Origin of the sequence: Pseudoalteromonas sp. 19-MNA-CIBAN-0066, assembly GCF_040308705.1 — a bacterium.
Classification (GTDB): domain Bacteria; phylum Pseudomonadota; class Gammaproteobacteria; order Enterobacterales; family Alteromonadaceae; genus Pseudoalteromonas; species Pseudoalteromonas nigrifaciens.
Map to the genome: position 1 here is coordinate 134,283 of NZ_JBEONZ010000003.1, position 15,806 is coordinate 150,088.

13 protein-coding genes and 1 tRNA gene are annotated in these 15,806 nt (G+C 39.9%); 13 read left to right on the forward strand and 1 reads right to left on the reverse strand.

Features of this window, described 5'->3' with window-relative positions; all coding sequences use genetic code 11:
• Positions 1-143: 143 nt before the first annotated feature.
• The 3 genes from AAEZ18_RS03405 (at position 144) to AAEZ18_RS03415 (ending at position 2,064) form a co-directional block, all read left to right on the forward strand.
• Complete coding sequence (locus AAEZ18_RS03405) at positions 144-590, forward strand: Hsp20 family protein (RefSeq protein ID WP_011327681.1); 447 nt, start codon at positions 144-146, stop codon at positions 588-590.
• A gap of 290 nt (positions 591-880) precedes the next feature.
• A complete protein-coding gene (locus tag AAEZ18_RS03410; protein ID WP_350593803.1) occupies positions 881-1,327 on the forward strand; it encodes an Hsp20 family protein in 447 nt (148 codons plus the stop codon).
• Between the two features lie 290 nt (positions 1,328-1,617).
• Positions 1,618-2,064 (forward strand): Hsp20 family protein, encoded by a 447-nt coding sequence (locus AAEZ18_RS03415; RefSeq protein ID WP_011327682.1) that lies wholly within the window; start codon positions 1,618-1,620, stop codon positions 2,062-2,064.
• An 80-nt stretch (positions 2,065-2,144) separates the two neighbouring features.
• Here the strand turns inward: AAEZ18_RS03415 and AAEZ18_RS03420 are convergent, their stop codons facing one another.
• Positions 2,145-3,698, reverse strand: a complete 1,554-nt coding sequence (locus AAEZ18_RS03420) for a cryptochrome/photolyase family protein (protein WP_192532699.1) — start codon at positions 3,696-3,698, stop codon at positions 2,145-2,147.
• A 290-nt stretch (positions 3,699-3,988) separates the two neighbouring features.
• Here AAEZ18_RS03420 and AAEZ18_RS03425 point away from each other — a divergent pair.
• The 10 genes from AAEZ18_RS03425 (at position 3,989) to AAEZ18_RS03470 (ending at position 15,770) form a co-directional block, all read left to right on the forward strand.
• Positions 3,989-4,065 (forward strand) — tRNA-Met (locus AAEZ18_RS03425).
• A gap of 279 nt (positions 4,066-4,344) precedes the next feature.
• Positions 4,345-4,800 (forward strand): ribosome maturation factor RimP, encoded by a 456-nt coding sequence (rimP, locus tag AAEZ18_RS03430; RefSeq protein WP_041454374.1) that lies wholly within the window; start codon positions 4,345-4,347, stop codon positions 4,798-4,800.
• Between the two features lie 38 nt (positions 4,801-4,838).
• Positions 4,839-6,338, forward strand: a complete 1,500-nt coding sequence (gene nusA, locus AAEZ18_RS03435; RefSeq protein ID WP_011327685.1) for a transcription termination factor NusA — start codon at positions 4,839-4,841, stop codon at positions 6,336-6,338.
• Positions 6,339-6,363: 25 nt separating this feature from the next.
• Positions 6,364-9,024 carry a translation initiation factor IF-2 gene (gene infB, locus AAEZ18_RS03440; protein ID WP_011327686.1) on the forward strand — a complete coding sequence of 887 codons (2,661 nt, stop codon included), beginning with the start codon at positions 6,364-6,366 and terminating at the stop codon, positions 9,022-9,024.
• 109 nt (positions 9,025-9,133) lie between these two features.
• On the forward strand, positions 9,134-9,634 hold the full coding sequence (gene rbfA / locus AAEZ18_RS03445) for a 30S ribosome-binding factor RbfA (protein WP_011327687.1): 501 nt from the start codon (positions 9,134-9,136) through the stop codon (positions 9,632-9,634).
• Positions 9,618-10,577, forward strand: a complete 960-nt coding sequence (gene truB, locus AAEZ18_RS03450; RefSeq protein ID WP_350550975.1) for a tRNA pseudouridine(55) synthase TruB — start codon at positions 9,618-9,620, stop codon at positions 10,575-10,577. Before rbfA ends, truB begins: the two co-directional genes overlap by 17 nt.
• A gap of 154 nt (positions 10,578-10,731) precedes the next feature.
• The gene (rpsO, locus tag AAEZ18_RS03455) at positions 10,732-11,001 is read left to right on the forward strand and encodes a 30S ribosomal protein S15 (protein ID WP_011327689.1); all 270 of its coding nucleotides are present in this window, start codon (positions 10,732-10,734) and stop codon (positions 10,999-11,001) included.
• Between the two features lie 350 nt (positions 11,002-11,351).
• Positions 11,352-13,478 (forward strand): polyribonucleotide nucleotidyltransferase, encoded by a 2,127-nt coding sequence (gene pnp, locus AAEZ18_RS03460; RefSeq protein WP_011327690.1) that lies wholly within the window; start codon positions 11,352-11,354, stop codon positions 13,476-13,478.
• 254 nt (positions 13,479-13,732) lie between these two features.
• Positions 13,733-14,611 (forward strand): lipoprotein NlpI, encoded by an 879-nt coding sequence (gene nlpI, locus AAEZ18_RS03465; RefSeq protein WP_011327691.1) that lies wholly within the window; start codon positions 13,733-13,735, stop codon positions 14,609-14,611.
• Positions 14,595-15,770: a hypothetical protein gene (locus AAEZ18_RS03470; RefSeq protein ID WP_192532066.1), complete on the forward strand. Its 1,176-nt coding sequence runs from the start codon at positions 14,595-14,597 to the stop codon at positions 15,768-15,770. Before nlpI ends, AAEZ18_RS03470 begins: the two co-directional genes overlap by 17 nt.
• Positions 15,771-15,806: the final 36 nt, after the last annotated feature.

Sequence of the window (15,806 nt, forward strand, 5' to 3'; positions counted from 1 at the left end):
TCCATATATAGATAAGTAGAGGACGCCTGATGGGTCCTTGTTAAACAGAAGTAATTGAAATTTATATTATTAATTAAACTTCATTTGTGTTTGTTCATTAGAAAAGCACAACTGAAATATCGCTTAAATATGAGGATATTATTATGCGTACAGTAGATTTATCACCCCTTTATCGTTCATTCATCGGTTTCGATCATTTAGCGTCTTTAATGGATGCGGCAGCAAGTTCAGATAAGCAGCCAAGCTTTCCTCCTTACAATATCGAAGCGCTCGATAAAGACAAATACCGAATTACTATGGCAGTTGCTGGTTTTAGCAATAGCGAACTGACAATCGAGTCAGAAAATAACACCCTAAAAGTTAGCGGGGTTAAACAAAGTAAAGACGATAGTAAAGAGCGTAAATTTATTCACCAAGGCATTGCAGATCGCAATTTTGAGCGTAAGTTTCAGTTAGGAGATCATGTAAGAGTTATCGCTGCTGACTTAGCCCATGGTTTACTCAGCATAGATTTACAACGTGAAATACCTGAAGCGTTAAAACCGCGCAAAATAGCAATAGGTGGCAATGATTTGCTCGAAGATAAGTAATTCACTTTAAATATTTTCCACTGTTTTAGCCGCCTCGCTTGAGGCGGTATTTTTACCATTGTAATTTATGTTTAACGACCTTGTTGTGTATTTTAAAAGAGCGAATTTAAAAAATTATTTGTTATTTGCTTGAAAACAATTTTAACGTCCATATATAGATAAGTAGAGGACGCCTGATGGGTCCTTGTTAAACAGAAGTAATTGAAATTTATATTATTAATTAAACTTCATTTGTGTTTGTTCATTAGAAAAGCACAACTGAAATATCGCTTAAATATGAGGATATTATTATGCGTACAGTAGATTTATCACCCCTTTATCGTTCATTCATCGGTTTCGATCATTTAGCGTCTTTAATGGATGCGGCAGCGAGTTCAGATAAGCAGCCAAGCTTTCCTCCTTACAATATCGAAGCGCTCGATAAAGACAAATACCGAATTACTATGGCAGTTGCTGGTTTTAGCAATGGCGAACTGACAATCGAGTCAGAAAATAACACCCTAAAAGTTAGCGGGGTTAAACAAAGTAAAGACGATAGTAAAGAGCGTAAATTTATTCACCAAGGCATTGCAGATCGCAATTTTGAGCGTAAGTTTCAGTTAGGAGATCACGTCAGAGTTATCGCTGCTGATTTAGCCCATGGTTTACTCAGCATAGATTTACAACGTGAAATACCTGAAGCGTTAAAACCGCGCAAAATAGCAATCGGTGGCAATGATTTGCTCGAAGATAAGTAATTCACTTTAAATATTTTCCACTGTTTTAGCCGCCTCGCTTGAGGCGGTATTTTTACCATTGTAATTTATGTTTAACGACCTTGTTGTGTATTTTAAAAGAGTAAATTTAAAAAATTATTTGTTATTTGCTTGAAAACAATTTTAACGTCCATATATAGATAAGTAGAGGACGCCTGATGGGTCCTTGTTAAACAGAAGTAATTGAAATTTATATTATTAATTAAACTTCATTTGTGTTTGTTCATTAGAAAAGCACAACTGAAATATCGCTTAAATATGAGGATATTATTATGCGTACAGTAGATTTATCACCCCTTTATCGTTCATTCATCGGTTTCGATCATTTAGCGTCTTTAATGGATGCGGCAGCAAGTTCAGATAAGCAGCCAAGCTTTCCTCCTTACAATATCGAAGCGCTCGATAAAGACAAATACCGAATTACTATGGCAGTTGCTGGTTTTAGCGAAAGCGAGCTGAGCATAGAGTCAGAAAACAACACGCTAGTTGTTGCGGGTATTAAAACGGGTAAAGAGCAAGCCAGTGAGCGTAAATTTATTCATCAAGGTATTGCAGAGCGCAACTTTGAGCGTAAATTTCAGCTGGGGGATCACGTAAAAGTACTTGGTGCCGATTTAGCAAATGGCTTATTGAGCATTAACCTTGAACGCGAAATACCAGAAGCACTTAAGCCACGCAAAATTGAAATAGGCAGTGGTAGCCTTATAGAAGGCAAGTAATTTAAATAAGCTTAGTTTTTGATTATCCCCGTAAAGCCGCTTTTTAGCGGCTTTTTGCTGTCCTGATAAGAAGTTAAAAGTTACAGGCTTGCTAGATTGTTCAAATAGTAAGTGGCTTGCTGTAATGTACTTTGCTGTAACGTATTCTCTTGTTTATCCCAGTTTTTATACACCATGCCAATACGTGGGTTTTTTTCTAACTTTGCTCTGTGCGTGTGCATAAAATGCCAGTAAAGGCTATTAAACGGGCAGGCGTCATCGCCCACTTTTTGTTTTACTTTATAGTGACAATTTTTGCAGTAGTCGCTCATTTTATTAATATAGTTACCGCTTGCCGCATAGGGTTTGGTGGCAATAATTCCGTCATCGGCAAATTGGCTCATACCCCGAGTATTGGGCATTTCTACCCATTCAATAGCATCTATATAAACGCCCAAATACCAAGCATCAACGTCATCTGGGTTTATAGCCGTTAATAAACAAAAATTACCAATAACCATGAGGCGCTGAATATGATGGGCGTATGCAGTAGTTAAGCTTTCACAGAGCGCATGGTGCATGCAGTTCATTTTAGTTTTAGCATGCCAAAAATACGGCGGTAATGTATTTTTGGCTTTAAGCTGATTTTTAGTTGCGTAATCTGGCATGTTAATCCAGTAAATTGCGCGTACGTACTCTCTCCAGCCCAATATTTGCCTAACAAATCCCTCTACTTGAGCAATAGAAATATCATTAGGACGTTGTTCGTACTGGGCTATTACGCGCTTTATTACATACAGTGGGTGTATTAACTTTGCATTTAAAGCAAACGATAAGCGGCTATGGTACAGGCTACTGTTATGTTTACTTTGCTCTGTCATTGCATCTTGAAACTGGCCAAAATGAGGCAGTAAATACAAACAAAAATAATCTAAGCAGCTAATGGCTTGTTTTCGGGTTGTGGGCCAAGGAAGTTGCTCTGCGGCTTTACCAAAGTAGCTAACATTATGTTTATTTAAACGCGCAATTATAGCGCTTACATCGTTATTAAATAATTTAGGTGGCGGGATTTGTGCTAAGTCGGCGGCTGAAAGTTTATTTCTGTTATTACTATCAAAGTTCCACTTTCCACCGTGTGGTTTGTTGCTATCCATTAATATATTAAATTGTTTGCGCATTGCGCGATAAAAATGCTCCATTGTTATGTGTTTATCTTTTATAAAGCGGTGTTTTATTTCCTCAAAGGGCAGTAAAAAATGCTCGCTGTCAACACTGCTAACCGTTAATGGGCTGGTGTTTGCAAAGTGGGCTAACTGGTTTTTTAATCTATATTCGTCTGGGTATTGGTACTCAATAGTATTGCATTGATGTTGCGCTGCTATACGGGTAAGCAATGCGGGTAAATCTTCATCATTACAGGTTTCGTTTAATGTTAAATGCAGTACATTAAATCCGGCTTGGTTTAATGCTGTTGCAAAGTTTTCCATAGCGCAAAAAAATGCACAGATTTTTTGAATATGGTGCTTAACATAGCTGGTTTCTTGTTTTAGCTCTGCAATAACATACAAGGTATTGGTTTTTTTATCTTTATACCATGAGTGAGCAGGGTTGAGCTGATCGCCCAAAATGAGTCTAAGAGTATTAAAGTGTGTCATGCCTAAGCCAAATAAATTTAATACGCAAAATTATTACATCAAGATCGCTTACTTTATAAAAACATAGATTTAAAAATTCCTAAATTTGGATAATAAGTGCAAAAATTAACAAAATTAAATAATTACGCGTTAAATTATAAACACGCTATTTGGTGTCACTTTTTTTATAAACTTATTACTTATTATGGTTGCTAATTACGGCGTACATACTTATAATACCCGCCATTGTTTAGTATGTTGAAAGATATTACTAACAGCGATATTAAATTATTAAGTTTAGTATCTATTGGCGCGGGATGGAGCAGTCTGGTAGCTCGTCGGGCTCATAACCCGAAGGTCGTCGGTTCAAATCCGGCTCCCGCAACCAATCATAATAGTGGGTTTAATCTTACTAATTTATATCGCGCATTCTAAGTAATGCGCGTTTTGCGTTTAAGCTACTGTAGTTTAATTTAGTCAGATTTTTGACTCGCAACCAAGCTTGGCCCTAGGCCACACAGTTTTGTGCTTTTTGGTGTGACGCCCCGCTTGGTTCGGGGCGTTGTTGTATCTGCACTGTTTGATTTGTGACATGGTGATCAAATCAAAGTTTAAACTCAATATTTTAGGGCTATAAGCCCTTTTTTTGTTTGTATGGAGGATTTTCGTGACAAAACTTGAACAAGATTTAGTAGCTATGTTAACGCCAGCGGTAGAAATGTTAGGTTTTGAATTACATGGTCTTGAGTTTGTACAAGCGGGTCGCCATTCTACCTTAAGAGTTTATATTACTCATGAGGCTGGGATCTCAGTTGATAATTGTGCAGATGCGAGTCGCCAAATAAGTGCGATTTTAGATGTCGAAGACCCAATTACAAATGAATATGATTTGGAAGTATCGTCTCCTGGTGTTGATCGTCTATTATTCAAACAAGATCACTACGAGCAGGCGCAAGGAGAGGAAGTACAATTACGTACTAAACTTCCACAAGACGGTCGTCGTAATTTTAAAGGCGATTTAATAGCAGTTACTAGCGATATGATTACACTATCTAGTGATGGTACAGAGCATTTAATTATGCTTAGCAACATTGAGCGTGCGAACATAATTGCAAAGTTTTAATTCGAGCGCAAAGGAATAGGGCAAGCGAGGCATAACCCATGGCAAAAGAGATATTATTGGTTGCTGAAGCCGTCTCCAATGAGAAAGCGGTTCCAAAAGAAAAGATTTTTGAAGCTTTAGAGTTCGCTCTAGCAACAGCAACAAAGAAAAAGCACGGTGGTGACATCGACGTACGTGTAGCAATTGACCGTAAAACAGGTGACTACGATACTTACCGTCGCTGGCAGATTGCTGCAGTATTAGAAGATGGGTCTTTAGAGAACCCATACAGCGAAATTACCCTAGAAGCAGCGCAAGTTGAAGAACCTGACTTGCAAATGGGTGACTTCGTTGAAGAGCAAATTGATTCAATTAAATTTGACCGTATTACAACCCAAATGGCTAAGCAAGTTATCGTACAAAAAGTACGTGAAGCTGAGCGTGCTTTAGTTGTAGAAGAATACAAAAGTAAAGAAGGTGAGTTAGTAACGGGTGTGGTTAAAAAAGCCACTCGTGACGCGATCGTTCTTGATTTAGGTAATAATGCTGAAGCGGTAATTTACCGTGACGACATGCTACCGCGTGAAAACTTCCGCCCAGGCGATCGTATTCGCGGTCTTCTATACGAAGTTAAGCCAGAAGCACGTGGCGCACAATTATTTGTAACGCGTTCTAAGCCTGAAATGCTAATGGAATTGTTCCGCATTGAGGTGCCAGAAATCGGCGAAGAAATGATTGAATTACGTGCCGCTGCACGTGATCCAGGTTCGCGCGCTAAAATTGCGGTTAAGTCTAACGACAAACGTATTGACCCAATTGGTGCTTGTGTAGGTATGCGTGGCGCACGTGTTCAAGCTGTATCGTCAGAACTTGGCGGTGAGCGTGTTGATATCGTACTTTACGATGATAACCCAGCACAATTTGTTATTAACGCAATGGCACCTGCAGAAGTAGCTTCAATCGTAATGGATGAAGATACGCACTCAATGGATATCGCTGTAGAAGCTGATAACCTAGCACAAGCTATTGGTCGTAATGGTCAAAACGTTCGTTTAGCTAGCCAATTAACTGGCTGGGAACTAAACGTAATGACTGTTGAAGACATGCGTAGCAAAAACGAAGCTGAGTCAGATAAGTTACTTAACTTATTTACTGAAAATTTAGAAATTGATGATGAATTTGCTTCATTATTAATTAACGAAGGTTTCTCGTCACTTGAAGAAGTTGCGTATGTACCGGCATCTGAATTTTTAGAAATTGATGGCTTAGATGAAGAAACGGTTGATCTATTGCGCTCACGTGCAAAAGACGCATTAACCACTAAAGCACTTAAAACGGAAGAAAGCTTAGATGGCGCAGAGCCAGCTGAAGACTTACTTGCGCTTGAAGGCTTAGAACGTCATTTAGCATTTGTTATGGCAAGCAAGGGTGTAATTACACTTGAAGACTTAGCTGAGCAAGGTATTGATGAATTAGTGGATATTACAGAACTATCACCTGAAAAAGCAGGTGAACTGATTATGGCTGCACGTAACATTTGTTGGTTTGCAGACGAGTAATTTATTAACGGAGGTATTAGAGACTATGGCAGAAGTAAATGTTGAAAAACTAGCCGGTGATATAGGTACAACTGTTGATAAATTGCTACAGCAGTTTTCACAAGCCGGTATTACCAAGCAAGCAGGCGAAAGCGTAACCGAAGCTGAAAAAGCGACGTTACTTGATCACTTAAGCAAGCAGCATGGCGGCACAGGTTCAGATGGCCCAGCGCGTATGACATTGCAACGTAAGAGCAAAAGCACATTAAGTGTGACTGGCTCAACGGGCAAAGCAAAGTCTGTTCAAGTTGAAGTTCGCAAAACACGTACCTACGTGAAGAAAAGCGCAATGGAGCAAGAGCAAGAAGAGCTACGCCTAGCCGCTGAAGAAAAACTGCGCCTTGAAGAGCAGCAAAAAGCTGCACAAGAAGCCGCAGAATTGAAAGCGAAACAAGAGGCAGAACGTAAAGCGAAAGAAGACGCTGATCGTAAAGCTAAAGAAGAAGCTAAACGCAAAGCTGATGCAGAGCGTAAAGCGAAACAAAAGCAGATGACCCCAGAGCAAAGTGCTAAGTCTGAGAAAGATCGCATCGAAGCTGAGCGTCTGCAAAAAGAAGCAGAAGAGGCCGCATTGAAGAAAGCTGAAGAAGAAGCGAAACGTCAAGCAGAAGAAGCAAGAAAGCTAGCTGAAGAGAACTCAGCACGCTGGAAGAAAGAAGAAGAAGAGCGTAAGAAGCGTGAAGAAACATCTGATCACCACCTTACAACTTCTACTTACGCACGTGAAGCAGAAGATGTTGCTGATGCTCGTGATGAGCAAGGCACACGCCGTGCGAAGAAAAAGAAAAAAGCGCCAGCAAAAGATAAATTTGCAGCGTCTAAAGGCCGTAATAAAGGCAAGTTAAAAGCACCTACATCGCTACAGCATGGTTTTACAAAACCAACTGCTGATGTTAAAAATGAAGTGCGTATTAGCGAAACAATTACAGTTGCAGAGCTTGCGTCACGCATGGCTGTTAAAGGCGCTGAAGTTGTAAAAACAATGATGAAAATGGGCGACATGGTTACTATTAACCAAGTGATTGACCAAGAAGCTGCACAACTTGTTGCAGAAGAAATGGGCCACAAAGTTATCATTGTTAAAGAAAACGAATTAGAGCAAAAAGTACTAAACGATCGCCATGAAGATGGTAAGTCTGAGCCACGTGCACCAGTTGTAACTGTTATGGGTCACGTTGACCATGGTAAAACATCTACACTTGATTACATTCGTTCAGCTAAAGTAGCCTCAGGCGAAGCCGGTGGTATTACACAGCACATTGGTGCATACCATGTTGATGTTAATGGCAACATGATCACTTTCTTAGATACTCCGGGTCACGCCGCATTTACTTCAATGCGTGCTCGTGGTGCTCAAGCGACTGATATCGTAATCTTAGTGGTTGCAGCAGATGATGGTGTTATGCCACAAACTAAAGAAGCGGTACAGCATGCACGTGCTGCTGGCGTTCCTTTAATCATTGCTGTAAACAAAATGGATAAAGAAGGCGTAGACCCAGATCGCGTTAAGAACGAGCTAGCTCAGCTTGACGTTATTCCTGAAGAATGGGGCGGCGATACGCAGTACGTTCATATCTCTGCAAAAACAGGTTTAGGTATTGATGAGCTTTTAGAAGCGGTATTAAACCAATCTGAACTACTAGAACTTACGGCTCCAACTGTTGGTATGGCTGCAGGTGTTGTTATTGAATCACGCTTAGATAAAGGCCGTGGTCCAGTTGCATCGATACTTGTTCAATCGGGTACGCTTAACCAAGGTGACATTGTATTATGTGGTCTTGAGTATGGTCGTATTCGTGCAATGCGCGATGAAAACGGAAAAGACATTAAGTCTGCGGGTCCTTCTATTCCTGTAGAAATTTTAGGTCTTTCTGGTATTCCGGCTGCAGGCGACGAAGCAACTGTAGTTAAAGATGAGCGTAAAGCGCGTGAAGTTGCTTTATATCGTCAAGGTAAATTCCGTGATGTTAAACTAGCGCGTCAACAAAAAGCTAAGCTTGAAAACATGTTTAGTCATATGACTGAAGGCGATGTGTCTGAAGTTAACGTGGTACTTAAAGCTGACGTTCAAGGTTCAATCGAAGCAATTTCTGATTCACTAACTAAACTCTCTACTGATGAAGTGAAAGTGAAGATAGTAGGTTCAGGTGTTGGTGGTATTACCGAAACTGATGCAACACTTGCAGCAGCGTCTAACGCTATTGTGGTTGGCTTTAACGTTCGTGCTGATGCTTCTGCTCGTAAAGTAATTGAGTCTGAAAACTTAGACTTGCGTTACTACAGCGTAATCTACAGCTTGATTGACGAAGTTAAACAAGCAATGTCGGGTATGTTGGCACCAGAATTTAAGCAAGAGATTATTGGTCTTGCTCAGGTTCGTGACGTGTTTAAGTCTCCAAAAATTGGCGCAATTGCTGGTTGTATGGTTACTGAAGGTGTTATTAAACGTAGCGCTCCAATTCGTGTACTTCGTGATAACGTGGTTATCTACGAAGGTGAACTTGAGTCACTTCGTCGCTTTAAAGACGATGTTGCTGATGTTCGTAACGGCATGGAATGTGGTATCGGCGTTAAGAACTACAATGACGTTCGTGTTGGCGACCAAATTGAAGTATTTGAAACAGTTGAAATACAACGTACTCTTTAATTGTTAGCTAGCTAGACTAATAAATGGGGGCTTAGCCCCCATTTGTGTATCCATTATTTAATTAACTTATTATTATATTCCAATAGGTTATGATTTTAGGACAAATGCAATGAGAGAATTTTCTCGTACAGATCGTGTTGCTCAGCAAATTCAAAAAGAAATTGCGGTAATTTTACAACGCGAAATAAAAGATCCACGCTTAGGTATGGTGACAGTGTCAGCGGTAGAAGTATCGCGCGATTTATCTTATGCGAAAATATTCATTACGGTATTTAATACGCAAGATGATAATGCAGCGAAGCAAAGTGCAAACGTACTTAACGAAGCGACCGGTTATATCCGCTCGTTACTAGGTAAGCGTATTCGTGCACGTATTATGCCTGAGTTAAAGTTTTTAGTTGATAACTCACTAATGGAAGGTATGCGTATATCTAACTTAGTTGATTCCATTATTCGCGAAGACAACGCTAAACATGTTGCAGATGAAACAGATGTTGAAGACAGCACTGATCATGAAGATGACGTAACTAACAGCGAAGATGAGACTAAGCACGTAGATATTGATACAGATAGCGAAGAAGGCACTAATACAGATGGCAAAGCGCAGTAAAGGCCGTCCAGTTGACGGTATTTTGTTGTTAAACAAACCAATTGGCATTTCATCAAATAAAGCACTACAGCAAACAAAAGGTGTGTACTTTGCACAAAAGGCGGGGCACACAGGTGCGCTAGATCCATTGGCAACCGGTATGCTGCCTATTTGCTTTGGTGAGGCAACCAAGTTTACACAGTTTTTACTCGATACAGACAAAACCTATGTGGTACGCGCTAAATTAGGCGAGAGAACAACGACATCAGATTCTGATGGTGAAATTGTTAGCACTAAAGATGTAAATGTAACGCGTGAACAACTGATTAAAGAAATTGCCGCTTTTGTTGGTGAGTCAGATCAGTACCCGTCAATGTACTCGGCGCTTAAGTATCAAGGTAGGCCTTTATATAAGTATGCACGCGAGGGTATTGAAGTACCACGTAAATGCAGAAAAATAAACGTGTTTAGCTTAACGTTTGACGAATTTGATGAAGTGAATAACGTAATACAAATGACGGCGCATGTATCTAAAGGCACCTACATTCGTACTATTGTTGACGACTTAGGTGAAAAGCTAGGTTGTGGCGCACACGTTGTTATGCTGCACCGCACTGCGGTTGGTCAATATCCTGCAGAAAAAATGGTGTCGCTAGATGAAATTGAAGCGTTATTAGCAAAAGCTAAAGACGAAGAAGTTGCACCTTCTACTTATTTAGACGCGTTGTTATTGCCACTCGATACAGCTTTAGTTGATTTACCGGTTGTTGAGATAAGTAAAGAGCAGGGCAGTATTTTTAGTCACGGCCAAGCAATAGACCTTGATATAGATTTGCCTGAAGGCGTAATTAAGGTTGTAGCTGACGGTATTTTTATTGGTACAGGCGAGCGTAATGCCAGCGGCCATTTAAAAGTTAAACGTGGCTTGGCCAGCCAACAAGATGATTATGTAAAACCCGAATAAATAGTTGCTTTAAATATTTTCAGCAGCTTATTTATATTGATGGGATAATTAACTTGTAGTTATTTGTACAATTGGTAGAATACGCCCGCTTAATCGTTTTGGCTGAATTAGTGATCGGCTAAAGCACCTTTTAAATTTAATTTTTGGAGTTATTATGTCACTAAGCAATCAAGAAAAAATCGATATCATTGCTAAATTCGCACGTGCTGAAGGCGACACTGGTTCACCTGAAGTACAAGTAGCATTACTTACTTTTGATATCAACAAGCTTCAAGGTCACTTTGCTGATCACAAGCATGACTTCCATTCACGTCGTGGTCTGCTTCGCAAAGTTAGCCAACGTCGTAAATTGCTTGATTACCTTAAAGGTAAAGACATCACGCGTTATACTGCGTTAATCAAAGAACTTGGCCTACGTCGCTAAGCACTTGATTATCAAAAAAGGAGCTTTTTAGCTCCTTTTTTTGTGCCTAAAATTCAGCACGACGTTTTATAAACACCTTGAATTATAAAATAAAACCTCCATTTAATAGGTAAGCAAAGGTCGTCATTTTTAGCCTTCATAAGGCTTAGCTTTTATCTAATAGCTAGACTCGCATTCTAACGGCGCTTTGGTATATACTATGCGCGTAGCTAAAAAGGTTTAGTTACGTTTATTTACGTCATCGCCAATTGTAGTACTTAATTGATTTTAAAATAAATACAATTATGTACTGTAATTGGTACTTAGATGACAACTTAAAAACATTTTAAAACATTTAAGGAATATTTTAAGTGCAAGCAATTATTAAAGAATTTCAACTAGGTCAACACACAGTGACACTAGAAACTGGTGCAATCGCTCGTCAAGCAGACGGCGCTGTACTTGCAAGCATTGGCGACACTTCAGTACTTGTTACTGTTGTTGGTAAACGTGAAGCGCAACCAGGCCAAGACTTTTTCCCACTAACAGTTAACTACCAAGAGCGTATGTACGCTGCTGGTCGTATCCCTGGTGGTTTCTTAAAGCGCGAAGGTCGTCCTAACGATGGCGAAACACTTATTGCACGTCTTATTGACCGTCCAATTCGTCCACTTTTCCCAAGTGGTTTTGTAAACGAAGTACAAGTTATTGCTACTGTTGTTTCTGTTAACCCTGAAATTCAACCTGATATGGTTGCGTTAATTGGTACTTCAGCTGCACTTGCTATCTCTGGTATTCCGTTCAGTGGTCCAATTGGTGCTACTCGCGTTGGTTACATCGACGGCGAATACGTACTAAACCCAACACTAAAAGAGCTAGAAGAAAGCAAGCTAGACTTAGTTGTTGCTGGTACTGATAACGCAGTATTAATGGTTGAGTCAGAAGCAGACGTACTTGCAGAAGACATTATGCTAGGTGCGGTTGTTTATGGCCATGAGCAAGCTCAAGCGATCATTACAGCAATTAAAGAATTTAAAGCAGAAGCAGGCAAGCCTACTTGGGATTGGACTGCACCAGCTAAAAACGTATCACTTGAAGAAAAAGTAGCGTCTATTGCTGCTGATAAAGTGGGCGAAGCTTACCGCATTACAGATAAAGTAGCGCGTAAAGAAGCACTTGGCGTAGCTAAAGATGAAGTTGTTGCTGTATTAACAAGCGAACTTGCTGAAGGCGAGTCTTTAGATAAGCAAGAAATTGGTAAAATCTTCGGTTCACTTGAGAAGAAAATCGTTCGTGGCCGTATCGCTGCTGGCGAAAAGCGTATCGATGGTCGTGAACCAGATATGATTCGTGCACTTGACGTAATGACTGGCGTATTACCGCGTACTCACGGTTCTGCTATCTTTACTCGTGGCGAAACTCAAGCACTTGTAACAGCTACACTTGGTACAGAGCGTGATTCACAGTTAATCGACGATTTAACTGGCACGCATAAAAACCACTTTATGCTTAACTACAACTTCCCTCCTTTTTGTGTAGGCGAAACTGGTTTTGTTGGTTCTCCTAAGCGTCGTGAAATCGGCCATGGTAACCTTGCTAAGCGTGGTATTGCAGCAGTAATGCCAACATTGACTGAATTCCCATATTCAATCCGTGTAGTATCTGAAATCACTGAATCAAACGGTTCATCTTCAATGGCTTCTGTGTGTGGTACTTCACTTGCACTTATGAATGCTGGTGTACCAATTAAAGCGTCTGTTGCGGGTATCGCAATGGGTCTAGTTAAAGAAGACGATAAGTTTGTTGTTCTTTCTGACATCTTAGGTGATGAAGATCACTTAGGCGACATGGACTTTAAAGTTGCGGGTACTGCTGGCGGTATTACAGCACTACAAATGGACATTAAGATTGAAGGTATCACTCAAGAAATCATGCAAATTGCGCTTAAACAAGCAAAAGCTGCACGTTTACATATCTTAGAAGTGATGGACAAAGCAATTTCTGCACCGTCTGAAGAGCTTTCTCAGTTTGCTCCACGTATTTATACTATGAAGATCCCACAGAAGAAAATCGCTGAAGTTATTGGTAAAGGTGGCGCAACAATTCGTCAACTTACTGAAGAAACTGGCACAACGATTGAAATTGGTGATGATGGCACAATCAAAATTGCAGCAACAGACGGCGAAAGTGCAGCAAATGCAATTAGCCGCATTGAACAATTAACTGCTGAGCTTGAAGTAGGTACTATTTACGAAGGTAAAGTTGTACGTATTGTTGATTTTGGTGCGTTTGTAAATATTCTTCCTGGTAAAGATGGTCTAGTACATATTTCGCAAATTAGTACTGAGCGTGTTAATAACGTGACTGATCACCTTTCTGAAGGTCAAGAAGTTAAAGTTAAAGTACTAGAAGTAGACCGCCAAGGCCGTGTACGTCTAAGTATTAAAGAAGCAATGGAATCTGCAGCACCTGCAGCTGATGCGCCAACTGACGCATAATTGCTAATACTTAATCCGGTTATATTTACTGGATAACATAAAAAGGGGCTGTTTAGCCCCTTTTTTTATGCTTTAATGAAACTAACTGCTTATAGCAATTGAATTTAAAGTTAATTATTTTAAGCGCTTAAGTTGAACGGATATCATTATTTTAAAGCGTTAAATAATTTATTAGCTAAACGCAGTTAATATGAACCTTACTAGACATCGCATGTCTTATTTATTTGCTACTTACCTTGGTATTAAGGATTTTAATGACACTCAAACATTTAGCCTTGGCATCTTTTACTATTTTGTCTTTAAGCGCGTGCCAAAGCACTTCAAAAGCTGAGTCAATGCCGATTGTTAATGTGCCTTTTACTGCGCCTCTCGCCTCTGATTTTAGAAGTGAAATTGCAATTGCACGTTATTCAGAGCTACTAAATAGAGTAGATCTAAGCCCTGAGCAACAAGCAAAACTTTATTATGATCGGGGTGTATTATTTGACAGTTTAGGCATGACCACGTTGTCGCGAATTGACTTTAATCGTGCTGTTAAATTAAAACCAGATTTAGCCGAGGTGTATAATTTTTTAGGTATTCAACATACCTTAATGCAGCAGTATGAAAAAGCCTATGAGCTTTTTGATTCAGCCCTTGAGCTTAACGAAGAACATGAATATGCGTATTTAAATCGTGGTATTGCACTGTACTATGGCGACAGAGCAGAGCTTGCACAAAACGATTTTAATGAGTTTTTAGCGCGCTCTCCAAACGATCCTTACCGTGTGTTATGGCTTTTTTTAGCGCAAGCACAGGATGATAAAGTTAAAGCACTTAGTGTGCTTAAAACCAATGCTAAAGCACTTGATGAATCGCAATGGGCGTATCAGTTAATTGCGCTTTACCTGGGCGATATTAGCGAACATGATTTTTTATCTGTTATTAGTGATGGGGTTAAATCAGAGCAAGAATACGCACAGCGATTATGCGAGGCTTACTTTTATTTGGCAAAATCGCATCAAGCAGCAGGTAATATTAATTTAGCCGCTGATTATTTTAAGCTGGCACTGGCTACCAACGTGCATGAGTTTATTGAATATAAATATGCGCGATTAGAACTTGAGTTGATGACAGGTGTTGACGAAAGCTAAGCGTTATAAACTAGCGGTAGTATTACTGTGTAGCCTATTAATTCGTGGCTCGAGTAATCATGCTAACAGTATTGGCTTTTGGCAGGTTTTAAATGCCAAGGCCAATATAATACAAAGTTATTGGCTATTTCCTGATTATTTTTCTCTGCATTTACAGCAACTCCCTGATATTGCGCTCGCTTCATTAGCGCGAAATAAAATACCTGCCGCGCAATATAGATATTCACTTAAATTATTAAAAAATAACCATACCGATACTGCAAAGTTATTTTGGCAAAAAAACACCCATACTATGAGTGAGTCAAAACGCCAAGCATTAGCGATGGAGTTATTAGCTCAATCTCAATGGGGCGATCTTAAATTATTGGCAAAGCAGGGGTTATTGCCTGAGGGAGATGCATTAAATCATCTTAAACTGCAAACAACTCAGCCTTATAGCAGCCTGCCCACAGCGTTTATGCAGCGCCTTGGTTTTTTATCATTGAGTTCAGAGGTTAAAGCGGATGAACAATGTTTGTTTAACGTGTTAATGATGAGCGATCACCGTAGCGGGTTATATAAGCTCGCTAAACTTATAAAGCAATACAATAAGCGCCCTGAGCCCAGTGCTGGGGTTTTTTGTTTATCACAACCGATTTATGTTGGCGGTGCTATTAATTGTAGTAGTGCAGCAAATAAAATGGCGCAGTGCGATTGGCAAACCGCTAGGCTAAAAAAACAGCTTCCTACTGATTTTGACTTTATAGTAATGATGCCCAAGCAGGGAAGTGCAAATGTGCGCAGTGGCATTATGCAATTAAATTCAAAAGCAGGTTACCAGGTGTTTTTACATGAGTTAATGCACTTTAATGGTTTTGAGGATGAATACGCGCTACCAAAAACGAAGCAAGCTTGGCTGTGTGCACAAAGTGGTTTTGTGGCACCTAATTTGTTTTTAGCAAATAGCGAAGCTACCCCACCAGTAGGTTGGTATAAAAGCCAGAGCTGCCAGCAAGGGGCCGTGGCTTATAAGCCCAGTGAAGCTTGGTCTATTATGCAATATCAGCAGTTGGCTCTCTCGGCGCAATACAGAGCGTTGTGGCAAGCACACATAAATACCCATTTTACAGTGTTTCCTCGTTTTAACTCCTTCATGGAACGCTCAATAACGCCACGCTAAATTTTAAAGTCTTTACTCTAAGGCGTATGAAAAGCG